Origin of the sequence: Micromonospora sicca (assembly GCF_003172935.1) — a bacterium.
Classification (GTDB): Bacteria; Actinomycetota; Actinomycetes; order Mycobacteriales; family Micromonosporaceae; genus Micromonospora; species Micromonospora sicca.
The window spans coordinates 20,342-44,507 of sequence record NZ_QGKS01000361.1 but is presented as its reverse complement, the minus strand read 5'-3'; the positions used below and the strand labels follow the sequence as shown (position 1 = coordinate 44,507).

The 24,166-nt window shown below is 74.2% G+C and carries 21 protein-coding genes; 2 read left to right on the top strand and 19 right to left on the bottom strand.

Translation table 11 applies throughout. The features are described from left to right. Positions 1–70: 70 nt before the first annotated feature. Both DKT69_RS29345 and DKT69_RS29340 read left to right on the top strand, forming a co-directional pair. Positions 71–1,144: a sugar phosphate isomerase/epimerase family protein gene (locus DKT69_RS29345; RefSeq protein WP_236648426.1), complete on the top strand. Its 1,074-nt coding sequence runs from the start codon at positions 71–73 to the stop codon at positions 1,142–1,144. Positions 1,145–1,254: 110 nt separating this feature from the next. Next, a complete protein-coding gene (locus DKT69_RS29340) occupies positions 1,255–2,439 on the top strand; it encodes an ROK family transcriptional regulator (RefSeq protein ID WP_109804728.1) in 1,185 nt (394 codons plus the stop codon). A 324-nt stretch (positions 2,440–2,763) separates the two neighbouring features. On the opposite strand, the gene DKT69_RS29335 is transcribed toward DKT69_RS29340, so the two are convergent. The 19 genes from DKT69_RS29335 to DKT69_RS29245 form a co-directional block, all read right to left on the bottom strand. Next, the gene (locus tag DKT69_RS29335; protein WP_109804703.1) at positions 2,764–3,774 is read right to left on the bottom strand and encodes a sugar phosphate isomerase/epimerase family protein; all 1,011 of its coding nucleotides are present in this window, start codon (positions 3,772–3,774) and stop codon (positions 2,764–2,766) included. A gap of 217 nt (positions 3,775–3,991) precedes the next feature. After that, positions 3,992–4,630 (bottom strand): sensor histidine kinase, encoded by a 639-nt coding sequence (locus tag DKT69_RS29330; protein ID WP_109804702.1) that lies wholly within the window; start codon positions 4,628–4,630, stop codon positions 3,992–3,994. Between the two features lie 200 nt (positions 4,631–4,830). Beyond that, positions 4,831–5,898 (bottom strand): polyprenyl synthetase family protein, encoded by a 1,068-nt coding sequence (locus DKT69_RS29325; RefSeq protein WP_109804701.1) that lies wholly within the window; start codon positions 5,896–5,898, stop codon positions 4,831–4,833. After that, positions 5,895–7,289, bottom strand: coding sequence for an alkaline phosphatase family protein (locus tag DKT69_RS29320; protein WP_109804700.1), 1,395 nt, complete (start codon positions 7,287–7,289; stop codon positions 5,895–5,897). Before DKT69_RS29320 ends, DKT69_RS29325 begins: the two co-directional genes overlap by 4 nt. After that, positions 7,286–8,485, bottom strand: a complete 1,200-nt coding sequence (gene eboE, locus DKT69_RS29315; protein WP_109804699.1) for a metabolite traffic protein EboE — start codon at positions 8,483–8,485, stop codon at positions 7,286–7,288. The genes DKT69_RS29320 and eboE overlap by 4 nt, the downstream gene beginning before the upstream one ends. Continuing rightward, positions 8,485–9,336, bottom strand: coding sequence for a TatD family hydrolase (locus DKT69_RS29310; RefSeq protein WP_109804698.1), 852 nt, complete (start codon positions 9,334–9,336; stop codon positions 8,485–8,487). Before DKT69_RS29310 ends, eboE begins: the two co-directional genes overlap by 1 nt. Then, complete coding sequence (locus tag DKT69_RS29305) at positions 9,336–9,959, bottom strand: EboA domain-containing protein (protein ID WP_109804697.1); 624 nt, start codon at positions 9,957–9,959, stop codon at positions 9,336–9,338. Before DKT69_RS29305 ends, DKT69_RS29310 begins: the two co-directional genes overlap by 1 nt. A 13-nt stretch (positions 9,960–9,972) precedes the next feature. Further along, entirely contained in the window at positions 9,973–10,893 is a 921-nt protein-coding gene (locus tag DKT69_RS29300; protein ID WP_109804696.1) for a sugar phosphate isomerase/epimerase family protein, read from the bottom strand. Next, entirely contained in the window at positions 10,890–11,777 is an 888-nt protein-coding gene (locus DKT69_RS29295; RefSeq protein ID WP_109804695.1) for an SCO3242 family prenyltransferase, read from the bottom strand. Before DKT69_RS29295 ends, DKT69_RS29300 begins: the two co-directional genes overlap by 4 nt. Then, positions 11,761–12,921, bottom strand: a complete 1,161-nt coding sequence (locus tag DKT69_RS29290; protein ID WP_109804694.1) for an inositol-3-phosphate synthase — start codon at positions 12,919–12,921, stop codon at positions 11,761–11,763. Before DKT69_RS29290 ends, DKT69_RS29295 begins: the two co-directional genes overlap by 17 nt. Before the next feature lie 424 nt (positions 12,922–13,345). Continuing rightward, entirely contained in the window at positions 13,346–14,557 is a 1,212-nt protein-coding gene (locus tag DKT69_RS29285) for a Gfo/Idh/MocA family protein (RefSeq protein WP_109804693.1), read from the bottom strand. Between the two features lie 20 nt (positions 14,558–14,577). Beyond that, entirely contained in the window at positions 14,578–15,630 is a 1,053-nt protein-coding gene (locus DKT69_RS29280; RefSeq protein WP_109804727.1) for a substrate-binding domain-containing protein, read from the bottom strand. Between the two features lie 91 nt (positions 15,631–15,721). Beyond that, positions 15,722–16,843: an ABC transporter permease gene (locus DKT69_RS29275; protein ID WP_109804692.1), complete on the bottom strand. Its 1,122-nt coding sequence runs from the start codon at positions 16,841–16,843 to the stop codon at positions 15,722–15,724. A gap of 43 nt (positions 16,844–16,886) precedes the next feature. Beyond that, complete coding sequence (locus DKT69_RS29270; protein WP_201749921.1) at positions 16,887–18,398, bottom strand: sugar ABC transporter ATP-binding protein; 1,512 nt, start codon at positions 18,396–18,398, stop codon at positions 16,887–16,889. Between the two features lie 217 nt (positions 18,399–18,615). Beyond that, on the bottom strand, positions 18,616–19,794 hold the full coding sequence (locus tag DKT69_RS29265) for an ROK family protein (protein WP_109804691.1): 1,179 nt from the start codon (positions 19,792–19,794) through the stop codon (positions 18,616–18,618). Positions 19,795–20,184: 390 nt separating this feature from the next. Then, complete coding sequence (locus tag DKT69_RS29260) at positions 20,185–21,267, bottom strand: YihY/virulence factor BrkB family protein (protein ID WP_109804725.1); 1,083 nt, start codon at positions 21,265–21,267, stop codon at positions 20,185–20,187. A gap of 62 nt (positions 21,268–21,329) precedes the next feature. Further along, positions 21,330–22,139, bottom strand: a complete 810-nt coding sequence (locus DKT69_RS29255; protein WP_109804690.1) for an ABC transporter permease — start codon at positions 22,137–22,139, stop codon at positions 21,330–21,332. A gap of 12 nt (positions 22,140–22,151) precedes the next feature. Beyond that, a complete protein-coding gene (locus DKT69_RS29250; RefSeq protein ID WP_438361887.1) occupies positions 22,152–22,952 on the bottom strand; it encodes an ABC transporter permease in 801 nt (266 codons plus the stop codon). 83 nt (positions 22,953–23,035) lie between these two features. Beyond that, entirely contained in the window at positions 23,036–23,968 is a 933-nt protein-coding gene (locus DKT69_RS29245) for an ABC transporter ATP-binding protein (protein WP_109804688.1), read from the bottom strand. Positions 23,969–24,166 lie beyond the last annotated feature (198 nt).

Below are 24,166 nucleotides of genomic sequence, written 5' to 3'. Positions count from 1 at the left end.
CCGGCGGCCCCACCCGGACACCGCAGCACCAGTCCCCCAGCACCAGTCAGCACGGAAAGGCAGCCAGGACATGAACGACACACAGCACGGAATGAGCCGTCGCCGGGTGCTCGGCACCATCGCCGGGGCCGCCGGCGCGGTCGCCGTCGGCGCCGCCGGCTGGGCCCCCTCGGCCGCCGCCGAGGGCAACGGCCTGCTCATCCCCACCGGCAAGCGCGGCATCATCCTCTACAGCGTCCGCGACCGGATCAGCGCCGCACCGGACACCTCCGGCGTCCCGTATGGGTTCGAGCGGGTGCTCGGCCGGCTCGCCGAGATCGGCTACCAGGAGGTCGAGTTCGCCGGGTACACCCAGAACACCGGGATCCTCGGCCGGCAGATCACCCCCGAAGAGATCCGCAAGATCCTGGACGACAACGGGCTGCGGGCCAACGGTTCGCACGCCTCCGTCCCGAGCACGGTCACCCCGGACACCATCGCCGCGTTCGAGCAGACGCTGGACACCGCCGAGATCCTCGGCATGACGCACATCGGCACCGGCAACGACCCGACCGGCAGCAACTACAAGGCCGACTGGGACGCCGCGGCCGACCGGTGGAACACCTTCGGCGAGATGGCCGCCGCGCGCGGGCTGAAGCTCTACACGCACAACCACGACGCGGCGTACAACTTCCTGCTGGACAGCGGCCCACTGGACGGGCTGGGCCGGCCGACCCGGTCCTCCGGCGTACGGAAGCTGGAGTACTTCTTCGGGCTGACCAACCCGGAGTGGGTCTGGTTCGAGATGGACATCTACTGGGCGCACGTGGCGCAGTACCGGTACCGCAGCTACGTCGACCCGGACGGCGTGACCCAGACGAACGTCTTCGACCCGCTGGCCACGGTGGCGGTCCGGACCACCCGCTTCCCGCTGTTCCACGCCAAGGACGGGGCGTTCAACCCGGCCAGCTCCGCCGGTTACGACATGGTGCCGCTCGGCCAGGGCGACATCGACTACGGCACCTTCTTCGCCAACATGGGCGCGAAGGGGTACCACAACCCGATGTGGGAGCAGGACAACGCGCCGGGCGGCAGCGCCGACCCGGGCCGGTCGCTGCGCTTCGCGGAGATCAGCTACGAGCACATGTCGGGTCTGCGGGGCTGACGGACCCGACCGGCACCACCGAGGGCCGCGCCCGGGAGAACCCGGGCGCGGCCCCCTCGCGTCACGCCTCGTGACGCCGATATGGCACATTCCGGAGGGAGGTGATCGCGATGACGCTGATCGGACCGGAGAACCCGGACCAGGCGCGGCTGCTGCGCCTGCTGCGCGACGACGGCCCCCGCTCCCGGGTCGAGCTGGCCGACGCGCTGGGCCTGAACCGGAACCGGTTCATCGCGGAGGTGGACCGGCTGACCGCCCAGGGCCTGGTGGAGACGGCCGGGCCGGCCGCGTCCCGGGGCGGTCGCCGCTCGTCCCTGCTCCGGGTCGCCGGGCAGGTCCGCTTCGGCGCGGTGGCCGTCGGCGCCGGGCGGCTCGACGTCGCGCTGACCGACGGCGGGCTGACCCCGCTCTCCCGTCTCGGCGAGCCGATCGACCTCCGGGACGGCCCCGAGGCGGTCGTCGGCCGCGCCGTAGAGCTGCTCGGCAAGCTCCGCGCCGAGGCGGGGCTGTCCCGGTTGGCCGGGGTGGGCGTGGCGCTGCCCGCGCCGGTCGCGGTGCGGGAGGGATCCCCGGTCTCGTCGCCCGCCCTGCCGGGCTGGCACCAGTTCCCGGTGCGCGACGCGATCGCCGCCGAGCTGGGCTGTCCCGTGCAGGTGGACAACGACGCCAACGTGATGGCGCTGGGTGAGCTGCACGCCGGCACCGGCCGGGCGTTCGACGACTTCCTGTACGTCAAGCTCGGCAGCGCCATCGGGTGCGGACTGGTGCTGGGCGGCACGCTCTACCGGGGCGCGACCAGCGGGGCCGGCGATATCGGGCACCTGCGGCTGGCCGACGACGGCCCGCTCTGCGACTGCGGCAACACCGGCTGTGTGGAGGCGTACTGCGGGGACGGCGCCCTGGTCCGGGAGGCGCTGGCCGCCGCGCACGGCGGCCGGGCGGCGGCGCTCGCCGACCGCCTGGCGGAGGCTGGGACGCTGACCGCGGCGGACGTCGCGCGGGCGGCGACGGCCGGGGACCGCACCGCGCAGACCCTGGTGCGCGACGGCGCCCGCCGGCTGGGGCAGGTGCTGGTCGGCCTGGTCAGCTTCTTCAACCCGGCCATCGTGATCATCGGTGGGGCGGCCCCCGGCATCGGGCCCGTGCTGCTCGCCGAGATCCGCGGAGTGGTCTACCGGCGCTCCACGCCGCTCGCCGCCGGCAGCATGCCGATCGTCCTGTCCGACCTGGACGACCGGGCCGCCCTGGTCGGCGCGGCCCGCCTGATCAGCGACCAGGTCTTCGCGGCCCGCTGACCCGGGGTGGGGCGGGGCTGCGCGGCTCGGTCCGGCCGCGCTCATGTCCGGGCAGCGGGGGCCGGCCGCCGTCGGGGATCACCCTCCGGCGCAGACGCTATGAAGCTGATAACGCAAGTGAATCACCGTGCCGGGCAGGCCCATCCCGCCAGGCGGCGGTTCGTCGTTGGCCGGCGAGCCCACAGTGAATCGTTTACGTCATCAGCTTCGTAGCCCCCGACGGGGCATCTGCCGACAGCCGCGCCACGCCCGTGCCGGCTCCGGCGACACGACTGAAATGCTCGCCCGCCCGGGGCCGACGCGGCCGGCCCCGGGCGGCGCGGGTCAGTCGCGGTTGCTGCTGAACGCGGCGTCGAAGGCGGCCGCCGGGGCGTCGAAGGCGAGCCGGCGGACGAACTGGAGCGCCTCGGGCGCGCCGACCAGCCGGTCCATGCCGGCGTCCTCCCACTCGATGGAGATCGGGCCGGTGTACCCGATCGCGTTCAGCGCCCGGAAGCAGTCCTCCCAGGGCACGTCCCCGTGGCCGGTGGAGACGAAGTCCCAGCCCCGGCGCAGATCCGCCCAGGGCAGGTGGGAGGAGAGCCGGCCGCGCCGGCCGTCGCCGGTGCGGACCTTCGCGTCCTTGCAGTCCACGTGGTAGATCCGGTCGGCGAAGTCGAAGATGAAGTTGACCGGGTCCAGCTCCTGCCAGACGAAGTGCGACGGATCCCAGTTCAGCCCGAACGCCGGGCGGTGGCCGATCGCCTCCAGGGCCCGCTTGGTGGTCCAGTAGTCGTACGCGATCTCGCTGGGGTGCACCTCGTGGGCGAAGCGGACCCCCACCTCGTCGAAGACGTCCAGGATCGGGTTCCACCGGTCGGCGAAGTCCTGGTAACCGCGTTCGATCATCGCCGGGGGCACCGGCGGGAACATCGCCAGGGTGTGCCAGATCGACGAGCCGGTGAAGCCGACCACCGTCTTGACGCCCAGCTTCGCCGCCGCCCGGGCGGTGGCCTGCATCTCCTCGGCGGCGCGCCGGCGGACCCCCTCGGGCTCGCCGTCGCCCCAGATCCGGGCGGGCAGGATGTCCCGGTGCCGCTCGTCGATCGGGTGGTCGCAGACCGCCTGACCGACCAGGTGGTTGGAGATGGCGAAGACCTGAAGGTTGTGCTTGGCGAGGGTGGCCCGCTTCCGGTCGACGTACGACTCGTCGGCGAGGGCCTTGTCGACCTCGAAGTGGTCACCCCAGCAGGCGATCTCCAGGCCGTCGTAACCCCATTCGGCGGCGAGCCGGCAGACCTCGTCGAACGGAAGGTCGGCCCACTGGCCGGTGAAGAGCGTGATGGGTCGCGCCATTGTCCTTCTCCCCTGTCGTCATGGGGGATTCCGTAGCGGACCGGGGCGAGGGCGACCGGGTGCGGGCGGCCCCGACTGAAGGCCGGTGGGCGCGTTCGCACCTGGGCCCGACGGGTTGCGCCTCCCGTCGGGTCACCGGCCACCTCGCGGTCGCCGCCCTCACTCTAGGTCGGCGGGGACCGTCGGGGAAGGCCCGGCACCACCGGCAACCGAACCCTCATCCGGCCTCCTCCTCGGGGGCGGGCAACTCGGCCCGGACCAGCCAGCCGCCGCCCGGACGCGGCCCGGCGGAGAAGACACCACCGACGCTCTCGGCCCGCTCGCGCATGCCGACCACCTCCGGGCGGGGCGGGCCGTCGTCGCGTACCTCGATGGTGACGCCCTCGGGGTCGTAGCGCAGGCGGACGGCGACGGCCCCACCCGGGGCGTGCTCGTGCGCGTTGGTCAGCGACTCCTGGATGATCCGGTACGCCGCCACGTCGACGCCGTCGGGCAGCGGCCGGGGCTGCCCGCCGACGGTCCAGCGCACCGACTGCCCGGCGCCGAGCCCCTCCATCAGGGCGTCGAGCCGGTTGAGGCTGGGCGCCGGCTCGGCGGGCACGGGGGTCCTGACCGGTGTGAGATGGTGGGCCGCCACGTCGTGCGGTCTCCCGTACGCCCGCCGGCGGCGCACCTCCACGCCGAGGGCGGCCGCGACGCCGAACCAGAGCAGCAGCACCACGACGGCCCGGCCCAGCCACGGCACGTCGCGGGTGAGCACCAGCAGGCTGACCACGAACAGCACCGTGGCCAGCAGCGCGCCGGCGAGCGTCGGGTGCGCCCGGACGATCCGGCGCCACTGGGCGAGGCGTCCCATGCGGCCCAAGGTACGGCAGCCGGCCGGGCGGGGCCGCGCGCGTCCGAAGTCGGGGCGGCGCGTCGCCGGCCCGGCGGGTCGGAGGTGGCGCAGGTCAGCCGGGGGCTGGCAGGTTCCGGCAGCGGTCGCGGGGAAAGCGGGGCGCCGCGCGCAGCACCACGTCACAGCCCGCCGCGCTGGTCCGCGCAACCAACTGCCGGTCAGTGTCGGCGGTACACCGCGCGGGCCGCCAGGTCCGCGAGCGCCGACAGCGCCGGCTCCGCCAGGGACTGCCGGTCCAGCGCGGCCCGCGCCTGCTCCGCGCGTACCCGGATCATCCGCTCCACCTGCTCCCGGGCCCCGGTGGCCTCGATGAGCTCGCGCAGCTCGGCGGCGCCGGCCGCGTCCAACGCCGGGTTGCCGAAGAGGGCCCGCAGCCGGGCGGACCCGGCCGGGTCGGTGGCGGCCCGGGTCAACGCCATCAGCACCGTGGGCTTGCCCTCGCGCAGGTCGTCCATGGTGGACTTGCCGGTGACCGCCGGGTCGCCGAAGACCCCGAGCAGGTCGTCGCGGAGCTGGAAGGCGTCGCCGAGCGGGTCGCCGAACTCGGCCAGGGCGGCCACCGCGGCCGGGTCCGCGCCGGCCAGGGCGGCCCCGATCTGCAACGGCCGGGTCACCGTGTACCGGGCGGTCTTCATCCGGATCACGGTCAACGCGGTCGCCACCGAGCCGTCCCCGACGGCCGAGACCAGGTCGAGGTACTCCCCCGCGATCACCTCGGCGCGCATCAGCGCGAAGACCGCGTACCCCCGGCGGAGCTGCTCGGCGCCCAGGCCGCAGCCGTGGAACATCTCCTGCGACCAGGCGATGCAGAGGTTCCCGCAGAGCAGGGCGGCGCCCCGCCCGTACGCCTCGGGGTCGCCCCGCCAGCCCGACCGGGCGTGCAGGTCGGCGAAGTGCCGGTGCACCGTGGGCTGGCCGCGCCGGCGGTCGCTGCCGTCCAGGATGTCGTCGTGGATCAGCGCGAAGGCGTGGAACAGCTCCAGCGCCGCCGCCGCGCCGACGATCGGTGGCCCGTCCGCCCCGCCGAAACCGCGCCAGCCCCAGTAGCAGAACAGGGGCCGCAGCCGCTTGCCACCGGCCAGGACGAACCGGCGCAGGGCGGCGTGGACGGCCCCCGGAACGCCGTCCGACCGACCCGGCCCCCGCCGCTGCAGGAACGCCGCGAGTTCCGCGTCGAAACGCGCCCGCAGCAGGGCCGGGTCGGTCGGTACGACGGTTATGGTCATGGCGCCTCCCGGGCCAGTCCGGCGAGCTGGAGCAGCAACGCCTTCACGTCGGTCGCGGCCAGCCGGTCGCGGGCGGCGGACGGGTCCGAGCAGAGCAGCACCGGCCCGTCCGCCGGGTCGGCGGGCAGCCGGCCGTGCGAGCCACGGACCGCCCGAGCGCCGGCGTCCAGCCCGACCACGCTCATCAGGTAGCGCAGGCCGAGCTTCTTACGGGCCAGCGCCACCGCGGCCCGACGCTTCGCCGCGCCCGGCGCCGCGGGGTCGAAGAAGAGTTCAGCCGGGTCGTACCCGGGCTTGCGGTGGATCTCGACCAGCCGGGCGAAGTCGGGGGCGCGGGCCTCGTCGAGCCAGTAGTAGTAGGTGAACCAGGCGTCCGGCTCGGCCACCAGCACCAGTTCGCCGGAGCGGTCGTGGTCCAGCCCGTACCCGGCCTGGCCGTCTGCGTCGAGCACCTCGGCCACCCCCGGCAGCCCGGCGCAGAGCTTCGCCACCGCCGGCACGTCGGCCGGGTCCTTGACGTAGACGTGCGCCACCTGATGGTCGGCGACCGCGAAGGCCCGGGACGTCCACGGGTCGAGGTACTCCATGCCGGCCTGGGTGTAGACCCGCAGCAGTCCCTCGGCGCGCAGCAGCCGGTTGACGTCCACCGGCCGGGACACGTCGGTGATGCCGTACTCCGACAGCGCCACCACCGTGGCGGCCTTCACCCGGGCGGCGTCGAGCAGCGGGGCGAGCACCGCGTCCAGCTCGGCCGCCGCCGCGGCGGCCCGCGGCGAGTTCGGGCCGAAGCGTTGCAGGTCGTAGTCCAGGTGCGGCACGTAGACCAGGGTCAGGTCGGGCGCCTGGTCGGCCAGGATCCGCTCGGCGGCCCGGCAGATCCACCGGGACGACGGCAGCCCGGCGCCCGGCCCCCAGTAGGTGAACAGCGGGAACGTGCCGAGCGCCTCGGTGAGGACGTCGTGCAGCTCCGGCGGATCGGTCCAGCAGTCCGGCTCCTTGCGGCCGTCGGCGTGGTAGACCGGGCGCGGGGTGACCGTCCAGTCCACGTCGGCGCCCATCGCGTACCACCAGCAGACGTTCGCCACCGTGTAGCCGGGCTCGACCCGGCGGGCCGCCTGCCAGAGCTTCTCCCCGCCGACCAGCGCGTGGTGCTGCCGCCACAGCAGCACCTCGCCGAGGTCCCGGAAGTACCAGCCGTTGCCGACGATCCCGTGCCCGGAGGGCGGCTCGCCGGTGAGGAAGGTGGACTGGACCGAGCAGGTCACGGCGGGCAGCACGGTGCCCAGCTCGGCGGCGAAGCCGGCCTCGGCCACCGCCCGCAGCCGGGGCATGTGCGCGAGCAGGCGCGGGGTCAGGCCCACCACGTCCAGCACCACCAGCCGCCGGCTCATCGCCGTACCCCCGTCCGGGCCGGAGTCGCGGCGGCGAGGCCGACGGCGACCAGCTCGTCGCGGGCGAAGGCCAGCTCGGCGGCGATCCCGGCGGCCAGCTCCGGGTCGGTGCGCGGCCGCCGCGCCGCCGGCAGCACCCCCCAGGTGTACGTCTCGACGTCGAGGTGGTCGCAGCCGGCGGTCGGGCCGGCGAACAGCCCGGCCAGGGCGGCCCGCAGCACCGGCAGGGTGGAGCGCAGCGGCGGCTCGGGCGGCGCGTGCAGCGGCACGTGGTAGTGCACCCGCCACGGCCCGGGCAGCCGCGCGTCGAGGGCGGCGTCCAGGTCGTCGGCCGCGTACGCCGGGTCGGCCGGGTCGGCGGCGGACGCGCAGCCGGCGGCGCGGGTCTGGTGCAGGAAGCGGGGCTCGACCCAGTGGCGCAGCGCCTCGGTCGAGCCGCCCGGGTCGGCCGCCTCGACGGCGGCGGAGACCTGCACCTTGACCACCGGCAGTCCGGCCGACGCCAGCCGGCCCAGCGCCTCGGCCGGCTCCTCCCAGGCGCACGCCAGGTGCGCCAGATCGAGGCAGATCCCGAGCCGGTCGGTATCCATGGCTGACAATACCGCGCTCGCTTGTCCCGTGGACTCCACAATGCACCCCGGTTCCGGTTCGAAACCGACCCGGATCGGCCGGCCGGTCTCCCGCTCGACCGCGGCGAGCCCGGTCGCCAGCTCGGCGAGCCGGCGCCGGGCGACGTCGGCCCGGTCGGCGTCCCACGGCTCCCGCCAGGCCAGCGGCAGGGTGGAGACCGAGCCCCGGGCCGCGTCGTCGGGGAGCAGGTTGGCCAGCACCCGGGCCAGGTCCAGGGTGTACGCGAGCCGGTCGCCGGTGGTCCAGTCCGGGTGGTAGACCGCGCCCTTGACCACCGGGGCCTGGAAGGAGGCGTACGGGAAGCCGTTGAGGGTGACCACCTCCAGCCCGCGTACGGTCAGCTCGGTGCGCAGCCGCCGGCGCAGCGCCGGGTCGGCGGCCAGCTCGGCGGCGACCGGGGCGGCCAGCCAGAGCCCGAGTCCGAGCAGGTCGGCGTCGAGGGCCCGGCGCACCGGCACCGCGTAGCGGTCGAGCTGGGCGAGGATGCCGGCCAGGTCCTCCGCGGGGTGGACGTTGGTGCAGTAGCCGAGGTGGACGGTGCTGCCGTCGGCGTGCCGGAGCCGCATCACTCGCCCCCGCGCAGGATGGAGTTGCCGGCGAAGGTGACGCCGGGCGCCGCCAGGTCGCTGAGGTCGAGCCGGCCGGACTGGCCGTAGAACTCCACCGGATTGCGCCACAGCACCTGGTCGACGTCGTCCCCGGTGAAGCCGGCGAGCAGCATCGCCTCGCCGGTGGCCCGGGTCAGCAGCGGGTCGGAGCGCCCCCAGTCGGCCGCCGAGTTCACCAGCATCCGCTCGGTCCCGTACGTCCGCAGCAGCTCGACCATTCGCGGCGGCGTCATCTTGGTGTCGGGGTAGATGGAGAAGCCCAGCCAGCAGCCGGTGTCCCGGACCAGCTTCACGGTGACCTCGTTGAGGTGGTCGACCAGCACCCGGCCCGGCTCGATGCCCGACTCGGCGACCACCGCGAGGCTCCGCTCGACGCCCCGCGCCTTGTCCCGGTGCGGGGTGTGGACCAGGGCGGGCAGGTCGTGGGCGACGGCCAGGGCGAGCTGGCCGGCGAACGCGGCGTCCTCGGCCGGCGTCATCGAGTCGTAGCCGATCTCACCGACCGCCACCACGCCGTCCTTGTCCAGGTAGCGCGGGAGCAGGTCGAGCACCGGGTGGCAGCGCGGGTCGTTGGCCTCCTTGGGGTTGAGCGCGACGGTGGCGTGGTGCCGGACCCCGAACTGCCCGGCCCGGAACGGCTCCCAGCCGATCAGCGAGTCGAAGTAGTCGACGAAGCTGGCGGCGCTGGTGCGGGGCTGACCCAGCCAGAACGCCGGCTCCACCACCGCGCGTACCCCGGCGGCGGCCATCCGCTCGTAGTCGTCGGTGGTCCGTGACGTCATGTGGATGTGCGGGTCGAAGATGCGCATCACGCCTCCCTGGCGGTGGTCAGGTCCGAGCCGGCGCCGAGCCGGTCGAGCAGGTCGGTGGCGTCGGCGGGCATGGCCCGGCCGGCGGCGTGCCGCTCGGCCGCCAGCGCGGCCAGCATCGCGCCGAGTTCGCCGTCCGCGCGCCCGTCGAGGTCGTCCACCACCGCCAGCGGTACGCCGGTGAAGACGCACTTGAGCACCGCCTGCCGCCAGGCGGACTGCTCCAGGTGCCGGGCGTACGGGCCGAGGGCGGCGGCTACCAGCCGGGTGTCGTTGGTGCGGATGGCGTCGTGCAGCAGCGGTACGCAGGCCGCGCCGATCGGCAGCAGCGGCAGCGCCCGCAGCACGGCCCGCTTCTCGGCCGCGTCGCCGTGCCGGTAGAGGGTCTCCGCCGTGGCCGCCGCCTGGTCGGCGGGGAGCGCGGTGAGCAGCAGCGCCCGGGCGGCCTCGTCGGCGGTCCAGCCGGGCGGGTCGGGCAGCGGTCCCCGCCCGCAGCGCCGCGCGGCGGCGGGGAACAGCCGGGCGATCGCCGCGGGTTCGGCCGCGACGCGGCGCAGCGCCGCGTCCAGCCACTGCGGATCGGGTACGCCCCGCAACGCGGCGCGCAGTCGGTCGGGTGTCATGCCGTCTCCCCTCTCAGGTACGTGGTGCGCCGCCGCCCTTCTCGGCCGCCCGGGCGGCGGCGTGCAGGAACTCGATCGAGCCGGCGGCCACGGTCGGTGCGGCGTGCGAGTGCCGGGGCAGTTCCACCGCGACCAGGCCGCGGTAGCCGGCGTCGGCGAGGGCGCGCAGCACCGGCGGGAAATCGATCTCACCGGCGCCGAACTCGAGGTGCTCGTGCACGCCCCGGCGCATGTCGTCGATCTGCACGTTGACCAGGTGGTCGGCGACCGCCGCCACGCAGTCCGGCACCGGCGTCGGCTCCAGGCAGCGACAGTGTCCGATGTCGAGGGTGATGCCGAATGCGGGTGGCGCGTCGAGCGCGGCCCGCAGCCGCCGCCAGCCGGCGATGTCCTCGACCAGCATCCCGGGCTCCGGCTCGAAGCCGAGCGGCACGCCCGCGGCCTCCGCCTCGGCGCAGACGGTGGCGCAGCCGGCCACCAGCCGGTCCCACGCGACGGCCGCCGGGACCTCCGGTGGGCGTACCCCGGCCCAGTACGAGACCGCCTCGGCGCCCAGGTCGGCGCCGATCCGCACCGCCCGGCGGAGGAAGTCGACCCGCCGGGCCGGGTCGTCGTGCAGCAGCGTCGGGGCGTGCTTGTGCCACGGGTCGAGCAGGTAGCGGGCCCCGGTCTCGACCACCGTGGCCAGGCCGAGCGCGGCCAGCCGGCGGTGCACGGCGGCGACCCGGCGGGCCAGCCCGGGCGCGAACGGGTCCAGGTGGTCGTGGTCCAGGGTGAGCGCCACCCCCTGGTAGCCGAGGTCGGCGATGACCGCCAGCGCGTCGAGCAGCCGGTGGTTGGCGAAGCCGTTGGTCCCGTAGCCGAATCGCAGCCCGGTCGGGCGGAGCGGCACGTCGGCCGCCCCGGCCGGCCCCGGTGCCGCGCGCCCGGTCATGTCGGCGACACCAACCGGGCGAGACGGCGCCCGAGCGGGGCGGCGGCCGCGACGGCCAGGCCGAGCAGCCGGGCGCCGGCCCGGGCGGTCAGCGCGCCCTGCAACGCGGGCAGGCCGGTGATGCCGGCCGCGACCGCGGCCCGGACCCGGCCGGGCGACGGGTCGGCCACCACCCTGGCCTGCGCGGCGCCGTACCGGGTGGCGTAGCCGGCGGCGAGCGCGACCGGGACCGGGTCGGCCCGGCCCAGCGCGGTCGCCGCCACGACGGCGGTGCCGGCGAGGGTGGCCCGGGGCAGCCGCCGGTCGGTGCCGGTGACCTCGCGGCGGGACAGCTCGGTGACCGTCCAGGTGTGCGCGGCCACGGTCAGCGCCGCCGGCAGCGCCCGGGCCAGGCGGGTTCCCGCCGAGCCGCCGGCGCGGCGGCCGGCCGGAGCCGGGCCGGCGGAGGTGGTGCCGAGCAGCACGTCCAGGCCCCGGCAGGCGGCCATCACGGCGGGACCGGCCGCGGTGTTCTTGGCCAGCAGGTCGTACCCCCAGATGGCGGTGGCGAGCGGCACCGCGACGGCCGCCGCCCGCCGGCCCCCGGCGGCGGTGGCCAGGGCGAGCCCGGCGGCGGTGAGGCCGGCGGCGAGCCCGAGCGCGGCCGGCGGGCTCACCCGGCCGGAGGGGATCGGCCGCTCCGGTCGCTCCACCGCGTCCAGGTGGCGGTCGGCCCAGTCGTTGGCCGCCATGCCGGCCCAGTAGAGCAGCACCGACGCCCCGGCCAGCGCCGGCGTCCGGCGGTCCAGGACGCCGGCCGCCGCCGCGCCCGCCAGCACGTCCCCGGGTACGGAGAGCGCGGCCGGCGCCCGGACCAGTTCGGCGAGGTCAGCGAGGCTGGCCATGGGCGCCTCCCCGGTGCAGGCCGGCGACGAGGTCGCGCAGCAGGGCCCACTGCTCGACGAGCGAGTGGGTCGGGGCGTCGAGCGGGTCCTTGAAGAAGAAGGCCAGCTCGGGGAGGGGGCCGCGCCGGCCGGCGGCGTGCGCGGCGGCGGTGAGCCGGGCCAGGTCGAGCACCAGCGGGGCGGCCAGCGCGGAGTCGCAGCCGTGCCAGGTGAACTCCATCCGCATCCCGGTGCCCAGGAAGCCGGCGAAGGTGATCAGGTCCCAGGCGGTCTTGAAGTCGCCCAGCTCCTCGACGTGGTCGATCCGGGTGTCGCCCTGCGGCAGGTAGCCGAGCGTCTCGCCGAGCACCCGCTGCTTGCTGGCCACCTTGGCCGCGTTCGCCGCCGGGTCGGCCAGGTTCGCGCCGTCCCCGCCGCCGAGCAGGTTCACCCCGGACCAGGACCGGACGGCCAGGTGCCGCATCGCGAACATCGGCGCCAGCACCGACTTGACCAGCGTCTCCCCGGTCTTGCCGTCGTGCCCCGCGTACGGCAGGCCACGCTCCGCGGCCAGCGCCGCGAGCGCCGGCAGCCGGGCCCCGGTGGACGGTGTGAAGTCGACGTACGGGCAGCCGGCGGTGAACGCCGCGTACGCGTACAGCGAGCTGGCTGGCAGCACCTCATCGGGGCCGGCCAGCGCGGCGCGCAGGGCCACCAGGTCGGCGTGCGCCGGGTGCGGGTCGGCGGCCGGCTCGGTGGCGCAGACGTTGACCACCACCACCCGGTCCAGCCCGTGCCGGTCCCGGAAGTCGGTCAGGTCCCGCGCGACGGCGGCGGCCCGGTCGGCCTGGGTGCCCCCGGCCGGGGCGGGGCGCAGCGCCCGCTCGACCTCGTCCAGTTCCCCCGCGAGGGTGTCGACCAGCCGGCCGGGCAGCACGCCCGCGGTGGCCAGCGCCTCGGCCCGCTTGATCAGCGGGGTCGCCACCACGTCGTGGCCGCCGAGGACGAGATCGGCGAAGGCCGGCAGGGCCGGACCCCGCAGCTCGGGCAGCTCGGTGACGCAGCCGGTCGGGCCGGTGAGCCCGGCCCGGAGGGCGAGCGCCCCGACGATGCTGGTGGTCGCGACCGAGCCGCGCGCCCCCATCAGCCAGATACCCGTACGCATCGTGCTCCTTCCCGTGGAACCTCCGTGCCGAGATCTCGCTAGTCGTCAATGTGCGGATGGGCCCCGTCCGCCCGTGGCGTCCCGGGGTTGCGCCCGGGTCCGGCGGCGAAGTCGGCGGCAGCGCGCCGGACGGGGTCCCGGGCGGGTGTGGGCGGACGGGGCTGGCAGGCCGGGTCGGTCGGCGTCCCGGTCCTGCCTGCCCCGCGTCGCCGGGTGGTACGCGTCCGCCGGTGCGGCCGGGGAATCCCGGTCCGGCCGCACCGGACGGCCGTGCTGCTCGTGCCGCACCGGAGCAGCTCCGGTGGCACGCCCTCCGGGGCCGGCCTCGTCCCCGCCGCGGGGCGCAACCGCGGCCGGTCCCTCGCCGGCCGGCTCCGGAAAGTCGATCGGGCGGCGCCGGCGGGTCGGCCGGCGCCGCGACGGGTCAGGCGGCCAGCTCGGCCGCCACGGCCGGCTCCACCTCCGTCCAGGAGGAGCCCAGCTCCGCCGAGCGGGTCACCGCGTCCAGCACGAGCTGGACCTGCAACGCGTCGGCGAAGGAGGGGGTCGGGTCGACGCCGGTGGCGACCGCCTCGACGAAGTCCCGCATCTGGTGGGTGAAGGAATGCTCGTAGCCGATGATGTGGCCCGGCGGCCACCAGGCCGACATGTACGGGTGCTCCCCCTCGGTCACCAGGATCCGGGTGAAACCCTGCTCGGCGGCGGGCCGGGTGGCGTCGTAGAACTCCAGCTCGTTGAGGCGTTCCAGGTCGAACACCACGCTGCCGAGCGAACCGTTGATCTCCACCCGGAGCGCGTTCTTGCGGCCGGTGGCGAACCGGCTCGCCTCGTACGTGGCCAGCGCGCCGCCGTCGAGCCGGGCGACGAATACCGCCGCGTCGTCGACGGTGACCGTGCCGGTGGCCCGGCCGTTGCCGTCCGCGTGGGCGGCCAGGCCGCTCGACCCGGCCGGCAACGGCCGCTCCTTGACGAAGGTCTCGGTCAGCGCGCTGACCCCGCTGATCCGCTGCCCGGTCACGTACTGGGTGAGGTCGATGATGTGCGCGCCGATGTCGCCGAGCGCGCCGGAGCCCGCCCTGTCCCTCTGCAACCGCCAGACCAGCGGGAACTGCGGGTCCACGATCCAGTCCTGCAGGTACGCCGCCCGGACGTGCCGGATCACACCGAGCCGTCCGTCGGCGACCAGCTGCCGCATCATGGTGACCGCCGGCACCCGGCGGTAGTTGAACCCGCACATGGCGCGTACCCCGTCGGCCCGGGCCCGGGCGGCGGCGGCCGCCATCAGCCGGGCCTCCTCGACGGTGTTGGCCAGCGGCTTCTCGCACAGCACGTGCTTGCCGGCGGCCAGCGCGGCGATCGCGATCTCGCAGTGGCTGTCACCCGGCGTGCAGATGTCGACCACGTCGATCTCGTCGGACTCGACCAGCCGCCGCCAGTCGGTGGTGTGCCCCTCCCAGCCGAGCCGGTCGGCGGCGCCGGCCACCTTTCCGGCGTCCCGCCCGCAGATGAGCGACATCCGGACCCGCGCCGGCAGGTCGTACACCCGGTTCACGGTGCGCCACGCCTGGGAGTGCGCGGCGCCCATGAACGCGTAGCCGACCATGCCGACCCGCAGGTGTCTGTCGTGAGTGGACAAGGTGGGTCTCCCCCCGTGTGTCAGAACCCGAGCTTCAGGTAGTTGCCCGCGTTCTCCTTGGTGATCGTCTCCGAGGCGAGCACGATCTCCTTCGGAACCTGGAGTTCCACCAGGTCGGACATGCCCTTCCCCTGACCGATGAGGCGGGCCAGGGAGATGGCCGAGGAGGCCATCGACGGGCTGTAGGTGACGGTGGCCTTGAGCACCGTGTTGTCGGCCTGGATGTCCTCCATCGCCTTCTTCGAGCCGGCGCCGCCGACCATGAAGAACTCCTTGCGGTTGGCCTGGTTGACCGCGGCGAGCACACCGATGCCCTGGTCGTCGTCGTGGTTCCAGAGTGCGTCGAGCTTCGGCAGCGCCTGGAACAGGCCGGTGGCCGCCTGCTGACCGGAGTCGGCGGTGAACTCGGCCGGGCGGCGGTTGGCCACCCGCAGGCCGTTCGCGGCGAGGGTGTCGGCGAAGCCCTTGGAGCGTTCCTGGGTCAGCTCCAGCGAGTCGATGCCGGGGATCTCACCGATCACCGGGTTGCTGACCCCCTTGGCCTTGAGCTGCTCGACGATGTAGGTGGCGGCGGCCACCCCCATGCCGTAGTTGTCACCCTTGATCTGCAGGCGGTAGGCCTTGGGGTCGGGGAAGGCCCGGTCCAGGTTGACCACGGGGATGCCGGCCTTCATCGCCTCCAGGCCGAACGCGTTCAGCTCCTTGCCGTCGTGCGGCAGCAGCACGATCACGTCCGGCTTCTGGGAGATCAGGGTGGACAGCGCGGCGCGCTGGGCCGCCGCGTCCGCGCCGGCCTCCACGCTCTTGAACTCCACGTCGGAGTACGCCCCGGCCTGCGCCTTGGCGTTGTTGGTGATGGCGGCGATCCAGCCGTGGTCGGCGGCCGGGGCGGAGAAGCCGATGGTCACCTTCTTGCCCGGCTCGGCGTTGCCACCGGTTGCGGCGGCCTTGGTCTGCGCCTCGGTCGGCGTCGCCTCGTTGCTGGTGCAGCCGGCGAGCACGACGCCGGCGGAGAGCGCGGCCCCGCCGAACAGCAGCCGGCGGCGCGACAGGTCGCGACTGTGCTGGGTCATGACGACCTCCATGGATGAGGTGGTGGGGTGAAAATGGGTGTGCTGGTCCCGGCCACCGTCGCTGTCGAGGTGGCCGCCGGTGTGCGGTGGGTCAGGTGGTGGTGGCCCGATTGCGGCCGAGGAACTGGGTGAGGCTGCGGAACTGCACCTGCTGGATCAGGACGGCGGCCACGATGATGCCGCCCTTGACCATGTTCTGGGCCTCCGTGGAGAGGCCGTTGATGGCGAAGAGGTTGGTGATGGTGGAGAAGATGACCACCCCGAGCAGGGAACCGATGATGGTGCCCCGCCCGCCGCTGAGCAGCGTCCCGCCGATGATGGCGGCGGCGATCGCGTCCAGCTCGTAGAGGTTCGCCATCGCCGCCTGCGCGGAGGTGGCCTGCGCGGTCAGCATGACCGCGGCGATGCCGCAGCAGAGGCCGGACAGCGCGTAGAGGTACAGCGTGTGCCGCCGCACGTTGATGCCGGCGAGCCGGGCGGCCTCCGGGTTGCCGCCGACCGCGACGGTGCGGCGGCCGAAGGTGGTCCGGTTGAGCAGCACCCAACCGGCGACAACCACCGCGGCGAGGATGTAGACCAGCAGCGGGATGCCGAGCAGTTCGGTGCTGGCGATGCCGTTGATGAAGGTGTTGTTCGAGACCTGGGTCTGCTTGTCGGAGATCTCGGCGGCGAGCCCCCGGGCGGCGACCATCATGGCGAGCGTGGCGATGAAGGGCACCAGCCGCCCGTACGAGACGAGCAGGCCGTTGACCACGCCGACGGCCAGCCCGACGGTGAGGGCACTGAAGATCATGCCGCCGGCGCCGTAGCTCTGGGTGGCGACCGTGGTGGCCCAGACGCCGGCCAGGGCGACGATCGCGCCGACCGACAGGTCGATGCCGCCGCCGATGATCACGAAGGTCATCCCGACGGTGACCACGCCGACCACCGAGGCGAGCTTGAGGATGGTGAGCGTGTTGCCCCACACCCAGCTCGCGTTCCCGTACAGGTCGGGCCGGGTGAGGATGCCGATGACGACGAGCACCACCAGGGTCGCCAGCAGGCCCAGGTTGCGCTTCGCGCCCTCCCCGCCGTCGCCCCGCCACCAGGAGAGCCGGCCGGGCGCGTCCGACTTCGCGGTCGCCGCCGCGGTCTCCGCCGGATCCACCGGCGGCGACTGCGCCGGCAGGTCCGCCGGCCGCTCCGGCGTCGCCGTGGGACTCATCTCGCTCATGCCGCCGCCTCCGTCCACACGTCGATTCGCTCGCTGCGCTCGCTCATGCCGGCGCACCTTCCATGAGGGACCCCGCCATGACGAGGTCGAGCACGGTGTTCTCGTCGAGTTCGCCGGCCGGGGCCTCGCGGACGACCCGGCCCTCCCGCATCACCAGGACCCGGTCGGCCAGCCCCAGCACCTCGGGCACCTCGCTGGAGACCAGCAGCACGCCGACGCCCCGCGCGGCCAACTGGCGGATGACCTGGTACAGCTCGGCCCGGGCCCCCACGTCCACGCCCCGGGTCGGCTCGTCGAGCAGCAGCAGCCGGGTGTCGCCGAGCAGCCAGCGCCCGACCACCACCTTCTGCTGGTTGCCACCGGACAGGGTGCGCACCGGCCGCCGGACGTCGCGGGGCCGCAGCTCCAGGGAGTCGGCGATCCGGTCCGCCTCGGCCCGCTCCCGTCCGGTGTCGGTGAAGCCGAGCCGGGCGTACCGGCCGAAGGTCGCCAGGGTGACGTTGCGGTAGATCGACTCGCCGAGCAGCAGCGCCTGGCTCTTGCGCTCCTCCGGGGCCATCCCCATGCCGGCCCGCACCGCCGCGCCGACGCTGCCGGGCCGCAGCGTCCGGCCGCCCATCCGGACCGTGCCGGCCTGCGCGCGGCGGGCGCCGTAGATGGTCTCCAGCAGCTCGGAGCGGCCCGAGCCGACCAGCCCGGCGATCCCGACGATCTCGCCGGCCCGCACGGTCAGCGAGACGTCGGCGAACTCGCCGGACCGGGTCAGGCCGTCCACCCGCAGCAGCTCGGCGCCCGCCGGGTCCGCGGCGGGGCGGTCCGGGAAGACGTATTCGATGCTCCGGCCGGTCATCCGGGCGACCAGGTCGCGGGTCGGGGTGTCGCGCGCCGGCAGGTTCGCCGCCGTGGTCCGGCCGTCCTTGAGTACGGTCACCCGGTCGCCGATCTCGCGGATCTCCTCCAGCCGGTGCGAGATGTAGATGACCGCGATGCCCTGCGCGGTCAGCTCCCGGATGATCCGGAACAGGTTGCCCACCTCGTCGTGGGCCAGCACGGCGCTCGGCTCGTCCATGATGATCAGTCGGGCCTCGTGGGAGAGCGCCCGCGCCATGCTGACGACCTGCTTGCCGGCGGCGGGCAGCGCCCGGACCATCCGACCCGGCGGGATCTCCGGGTGGCCGAGGCGGCCGAGGATCTCCCGGGTGCGGCGGGCCATCCGGCCGCGACGGACGAACCCGAACCGGCGCGGCTCGTGGCCGAGGAAGGCGTTCTCCGCGACCGACAGGTCCTCGACCAGGTCGAGCTCCTGGTAGATGGTGGCGATCCCGGCCCGCATCGCGGCCTGCGGGCTGGCGAAGGCCGCCGGCTCGCCCCGCCAGTGGGCCTCGCCGGAGTCCGGCCGGTGCACCCCGGAGAGCACCTTGATCAGGGTGGACTTGCCGGCGCCGTTCTGCCCGAGCAGGCAGTGCACCTCGCCGGCCCGCACCTCCAGCTGCACCCCGTCCAGCGCGCGTACGCCGGGGAAGGTCTTGACCACGTCGGTGAGGCGCAAGACCACCTCGCCCGCGACGGTGTCCGCGGGGGCCTCCACCAGCGGCGTCCTCGTCACGACGGCCTCCTCGCTCCTGCTCGTCGACGGTCCGTCCCGGTCGGCCGGTTCCCCCGTGTCCCCGGCCGGACCGGCACCCGGGACGACCGGATCGTCGTCGCGCGCGGTCATGACGCCTCCCCGGCTCGCGACTGCGGGGCTCGCCGGCCCGGCTCGCTCCTCGCGGTCATGACGCCTCCCCGAAGGCCAGGTCGCTGGCGAGCACGGCCGCCCCCGCGACCCCGGCGCGCGGGCCGAGCTCGGACAGGACGACGGGCAGGTTGCCGGTGGCCAGCGGCAGCGACCGGCGGTAGACCACGCTGCGGATCTCGGCGAGCAGGATGTGCCCGAGCTGGGCGAGCCCGCCGCCGATCACGATCATCGACGGGTTGGTGAAGCTCACCAGCCCGGCCAGCACGCTGCCGACCCGCCGGCCGCCGTCGCGGATGAGCTGGATGCAGGTGACGTCCCCCTCGGCCGCCCCCTGCGCGACGTCCAGCGCGGTCAACGCGCCCCGGGCGTCGAGCCGCTCGGCGAGCGCCGGGGAGATGCCGGCGCGGGCCGCCGCGGTCGCCTCCTTGGCCAGCGCGGCGCCGCTGAACAGGGCCTCCAGGCAGCCCAGGTTGCCGCAGGAGCACATCGGACCGTTCGCGTCGACCTGGATGTGGCCGATGTCCCCGGCGCATCCGTCGGTGCCCCGGTACACCTCGCCGCTGAGGTAGATGCCGCAACCGATCCCGGTGCCGATCTTGATGAACAGGAAGTCGTCCACCGAGTGGGCGACCCCGCCGTGCCGCTCGCCGATCGCCATGATGTTGACGTCGTTGTCGACCACCGCCGGGCAGCCGTGCTCCCGGGTGAGCAGCTCGCGGACCGGGAAGCGGTCCCAGCCCGGCATGATCGGCGGCGAGACCGGCACGCCGTCGCGGAAGCTCACCGGCCCCGGCACGCCGATGCCGACCGAGTCGAGCCGCTCGTACGCGCCGTCCACCTTGGCCTTGTGCAGCAGCTCGTTGACCCGCTGGAGGGTCACCTTCGGGCCGGAGCGGATGTCGGCCGGCTCGGTGTAGGCAGCCACCGGTTCGAGGCGGCCGTTGACCACCTCGACGTCGATCGAGCTGGCGCCCAGGTCGACCGCGGCGAAGCGCAGGTGCGGGCTCAGCTCGACCAGGGTGGAGCGCCGGCCACCGCGGGACGCGGCCAGGCCCGCCTCGGCGACGTAGCCGAGGCCGACCAGCCGTTCCAGCTCGGCGAGGAGGCGGGGGCGCGGCATCTGCAACCGGTCGCCGAGCTCCGCCCGGGACACCGCTCCCTCGTCCCGGAGCAACCGCAGCAGCCGTACGTGCAGGGGGTCCACCGTCCGCACCGGGACTCACCTCCGCATCGGAGTCGTTCACATCGACGCAACGGCGACGTGTCGTGTCCGACACAGTAGGAGCCTTCCGGGCCGCATGTCCATAGCTTCAGCGCGATCCAAGCCAAACTTTTGTCCATCTGAGCAAAAGCGCGTAGTGGATCACGAAAAGCGGGCCGTTCCGGCCCAGCTCACCCCACCGCCGCCCGGGGCGGCCGGCACGACGATCGACGCCAGATCGGCGAGATGGCGCGATCCGCCGACCTCCGACGCCGCCACCTCGCCGACCCGCAGCCGGTCTCCCGGACCCGGCGCGGCGAAACGGGGCGGGCACGGGACGCTGGACGTGCGACCGCCCCGCCGCGACGGACGCGGCGGGGCGGGGCGGTCGACGGGGCCGGATCAGCGACGGGCGTTGCGCTTCTTCTTCAGCTTGCGGTCGTCGCGCAGCTCGACGTAGGGCTCCTCCTCGGCCGGGTGCCCGGCCTCGATGGCGCGCCCGCGCTCCAGCTCCGCGTCGAACTCCGCGCCGAGCAGGATCGCGATGTTGCTCAACCAGAGCCAGACCAGGAAGATGATCACGCCGGCCAGCGTCCCGTAGGTCTTGTTGTACGAGCCGAAGTTGCTGACGTAGAGGGCGAAGAGGCCGGAGATCACCAGCCAGATCACCACCGCCAGCACGCCGCCGGGGCTGACCCAGCGGAAACCACCGTGCCGCGCGTTCGGCGAGGCCCAGTAGAGGATCGCGAACATCAGGCTCACCAGGATCAGCAGCACCGGCCACTTGGCGATGTTCCACACCGTCACGGCCGTCGAGCCCAGCCCGATCGCGCTGCCGACCTGCTCGGCGAGGCCGCCGGTGAAGACCACGATCACCGCGGCGGCCAGCAGCAGCACGCCGACCAGGGCGGTCACCCCGAGCCGGATCGGCAGGGTCTTCCAGATCGGCCGCCCCTCCGGCACGTCGTAGATGGTGTTGGAGGCGCGCATGAAGGCGGCGATGTAGCCGGAGGCCGACCAGAAGGCGGCGAGCAGACCGATGATCGCGGCGATGCTGGCCAGGCCGCCGGAGGCGCCCGCCTGCTCGATCGCGGTCTCGATGATCTCGCGGATGTTCTCCTGAGGCACGGCCTGGTTGACGGTGTCCTTGACCCCCTCGGTGGCGCGGGTGCCGAGCAGGCCGAGCACCGAGATGAGCACCAGCACGCCCGGGAAGATCGAGAGCACCCCGTAGTAGGTGAGCGCGGCGGCCCAGTCGGTCAGGCTGTCGTCCTGGAACTCCTTGACCGTGCGCGTCAGCGCGGCCTTCCACCCCGCGCCCGGTAGCTCGGTCGGGCTGCCCGGCGCTTCGTCCGGGCCGACCGGCCCGCGGTTGCGCCCACGGCCGGCCTCCCGGCCCGCCCGGTCACCGCCGCGGGCCGCGGCGGGTTCTCCGCGGTCGGCACGGTCGCGCCCGCTGCGGGCGGAAGTCTCGTCGGAGGCCATCGCCACTCCCTCGTCGTCGGCGTCGCCCTGCACATGCCCCGCGAGAGCCGGTGATTAACCAGCTACTTGTAGAGCAACCTCCCCATCCGTCGGGATGCCACCAACAGCCCCACCCCGGTCAGGACCAGCAGATACGCCACGTCGAGCAGCCACGACCAGCCGGTCGCCCCGACGGAGATGCCCCGGATCAGGTGCACCGACCGGTAGAGCGGGGTCAGCTCGACCACCCAGCGCAACACGGCCGGATACGCCTCGGCCGGAACGAAGGTGCCGGAGAAGAGGAAGAGGGTGAACTGGGCGGAGCCCATCAGGTCGAAATCCTGCCAGCTGCGCATGAACGTGGCGACGGCCATGCCGAGCGCGCCGAACGCGAAGCCGACCAGCACCGCGGCCGGGAACGCGGTCGCCGCCCGGCCCACGCTGGTCAGGTCCATCCCCACCATGACGACCAGGAAGGCCGCCGAGTAGAGCGAGCCCCGGATCATCGCCCAGCCCAACTCGCCGAGGGCGATCTCGAACGGCTGCACCGGGGTCGCGATGATCCCGTCGTACAGCTTCATGTACTTCATCTTCCCGAAGAAGTTGAAGGTGGTCTCCGCCAGCGCGCCGGTCATCGCCGACGAGGCCAGCATCGCCGGCGCGACGAACCCGGCGTACGAGACGACCCGGCCGCCCGGGAGGGTGAGGTCGCCAACCAGCGCCCCCACCCCGATGCCGATGGAGAAGAGGTAGAGCACCGGCTCCAGGAAGCCGGAGATGAGCACCAGCCAGTAGGCGCTCTTCAGCGCCGCGAGGTTGCGCTCGGCGACCGAGGCCGACCGGCGGGGCGCCCCCTCGAAGCTGACCAGCCGGGGCAGGACGAGACCGACCACGACACCCCTCCCCTAGACGACGAGCTCGCGGCGGAACGCGCGCCGGGCCAGCAGCCAACCGGCGATCGCCCAGGCGGCGAGGTAGAGCAGATGACCGGGGACGGACCACTGCGGCGCCACCCCGAGCGTGGCCGCCCGACAGAGGTCCACCCCGTGCCAGAGCGGCGTCGCGTACGCCAGCTGGCGCAGCCCCGACGGCAGCGACTCGACCGGGAAGAACACCCCGGCGAAGAGCGTCATCGGGATCACCGCGAAACGGAACAGCAGTGCAAGATAGCTGTCGCTCGGCGCCCAGGCGCTGAACGCGAAGGTCGGCGCGGCGACCGCCAGGCTGAGCAGCAGCACCACCGGCAGCACGGCCACCGCCCACGGCGAGCGCACCGCCCCGAACAGCGCGGTCACCAGCAGGAACGCGGCCGTGCTGGTGAACGCCCGGAACAGCACGAAGGCGAGGTGGCCGGCGAGGATGTCTCCCACCCGCAGCGGCGCCGCGGACTGGGCGAAGTAGGTCTTGATCCAGCGGAAGTTGCTCAGCACCGGCCAGGTCGACTCGCCGATCGCGACCTGCATCGCGGTGGAGGCGATCAGGCCCGGCACCAGCCAGTCGAGGTAACGCAGGCCGCCGACGCCCTGGTCGACGTACGCCCCGACGCCGAAGCCGAAGCCGACCACGGTGAGCACCGGCAGCAGGAAGGACGAGAAGACCCCCGCCCGCCAGGTCCGCCGATAGCCCACCAGGTAGTGCGCGAGCACCGCCAGCGCCGGCACCCGCGGCAACGCCGGCCGGACCCGCCCCGCCACGCTCACGTCCACCACCCCCGCTCTCCGCCCACCACGGCCTTCCTACCTCCCGGGTACGACAGACCGCCGGCCACCCTACGACGGTCCATAGGCCGTCAGTCCACCAACGTCCGGCCGGTGAGGTGCAGGAACACGTCCTCCAGGCTGCTGCGCCGGACCAGGACGCTGGCCGGGACGAGGCCGAGCGCGGTGACCTCGGCGACCGCCGCGTCGCCGTCGGCGACGTAGAGCAGGATCCGGTCGGGCAGCACCTCGACCCGCTCCCCCAGCCCGTCGAGCTTGCCGGCGAACGCCTCCTGCGAGTCGGCGGCGAAGCGCAGCTCCACCACCTCCCGCGTGGAGTGTTGCTCGATCAGGGCGCGGGGCGAGCCCTCGGCCACGATCCGACCGCCGTCCATCACCACGAGGCGGTCGCAGAGCTGCTCGGCCTCGTCCATGTAGTGGGTGGTGAGCACCAGGGTGACGCCCTGCTGCTTGAGCCGGAACAGCCGCTCCCAGACCAGGTGCCGGGCCTGCGGGTCGAGCCCCGTGGTGGGCTCGTCGAGCAGGACGATCTCCGGGTTGTTGACCAGCGCGCGGGCGATGGTCAACCGGCGCTTCATGCCGCCGGAGAGTGGCTCGACCTTGCTGTCGGCCCGCTCGGTGAGCTGGACGAAGTCGAGCAGCTCGGCGGCGCGCTCGCGGGCCACCCGGCGGGGAATGCCGAAGTAGCGGGCGTAGGTGGTCAGGTTCTCCCGGACGGTCAGCTCCGGGTCGAGGTTGTCCAGCTGGGGGCAGACGCCCAGCCGGGCCCGGATCGCCGGGCCGTCCCGGACCGGGTCCATGCCGAGGATGCGCAGCTCGCCGCCGCTCGGCGGGGAGATGCAGCCGACCATGCGCATGGTGGAGGACTTGCCGGCGCCGTTGGGCCCGAGGAAGCCGAACGCCTCGCCGGGTCGCACCTCGACGTCGATGCCGTCGACGGCGGTGAAGTCGCCGAACCGCTTCACCAGCCCCCGAGCCTGGATGAGTGGTTGAGCAGTGGTCACCGGCCGACCCTAGCCGCCGGGTCCGACAGCTTCGACCGGATTAGTCGCCGCGGACGCGCGGCACCCACGACACCACGCGGAGTGCTGTCCGCTACGCCACGTGAGCGACCTGACGGTCTCGCCGGGAGCCGCCCGCCGGGGCGACTCCGCCTCATAGTGGGCAGATCCTGTTCGGACTCACGCGACGCGGGAAGCTCG

Bases quoted from the DNA above. Each gene is read 5' to 3' on its own strand.
- DKT69_RS29345 (WP_236648426.1), top strand. From the start codon at position 71: ATGAACGACACACAGCACGGAATGAGCCGTCGCCGGGTGCTCGGCACC.
- DKT69_RS29340 (WP_109804728.1), top strand. From the start codon at position 1,255: ATGACGCTGATCGGACCGGAGAACCCGGACCAGGCGCGGCTGCTGCGC.
- DKT69_RS29335 (WP_109804703.1), bottom strand. From the start codon at position 3,774: ATGGCGCGACCCATCACGCTCTTCACCGGCCAGTGGGCCGACCTTCCG.
- DKT69_RS29330 (WP_109804702.1), bottom strand. From the start codon at position 4,630: ATGGGACGCCTCGCCCAGTGGCGCCGGATCGTCCGGGCGCACCCGACG.
- DKT69_RS29325 (WP_109804701.1), bottom strand. From the start codon at position 5,898: ATGACCATAACCGTCGTACCGACCGACCCGGCCCTGCTGCGGGCGCGT.
- DKT69_RS29320 (WP_109804700.1), bottom strand. From the start codon at position 7,289: ATGAGCCGGCGGCTGGTGGTGCTGGACGTGGTGGGCCTGACCCCGCGC.
- eboE (WP_109804699.1), bottom strand. From the start codon at position 8,485: ATGCGGCTCCGGCACGCCGACGGCAGCACCGTCCACCTCGGCTACTGC.
- DKT69_RS29310 (WP_109804698.1), bottom strand. From the start codon at position 9,336: ATGCGCATCTTCGACCCGCACATCCACATGACGTCACGGACCACCGAC.
- DKT69_RS29305 (WP_109804697.1), bottom strand. From the start codon at position 9,959: ATGACACCCGACCGACTGCGCGCCGCGTTGCGGGGCGTACCCGATCCG.
- DKT69_RS29300 (WP_109804696.1), bottom strand. From the start codon at position 10,893: ATGACCGGGCGCGCGGCACCGGGGCCGGCCGGGGCGGCCGACGTGCCG.
- DKT69_RS29295 (WP_109804695.1), bottom strand. From the start codon at position 11,777: ATGGCCAGCCTCGCTGACCTCGCCGAACTGGTCCGGGCGCCGGCCGCG.
- DKT69_RS29290 (WP_109804694.1), bottom strand. From the start codon at position 12,921: ATGCGTACGGGTATCTGGCTGATGGGGGCGCGCGGCTCGGTCGCGACC.
- DKT69_RS29280 (WP_109804727.1), bottom strand. From the start codon at position 15,630: ATGACCCAGCACAGTCGCGACCTGTCGCGCCGCCGGCTGCTGTTCGGC.
- DKT69_RS29275 (WP_109804692.1), bottom strand. From the start codon at position 16,843: ATGAGCGAGATGAGTCCCACGGCGACGCCGGAGCGGCCGGCGGACCTG.
- DKT69_RS29260 (WP_109804725.1), bottom strand. From the start codon at position 21,267: ATGGCCTCCGACGAGACTTCCGCCCGCAGCGGGCGCGACCGTGCCGAC.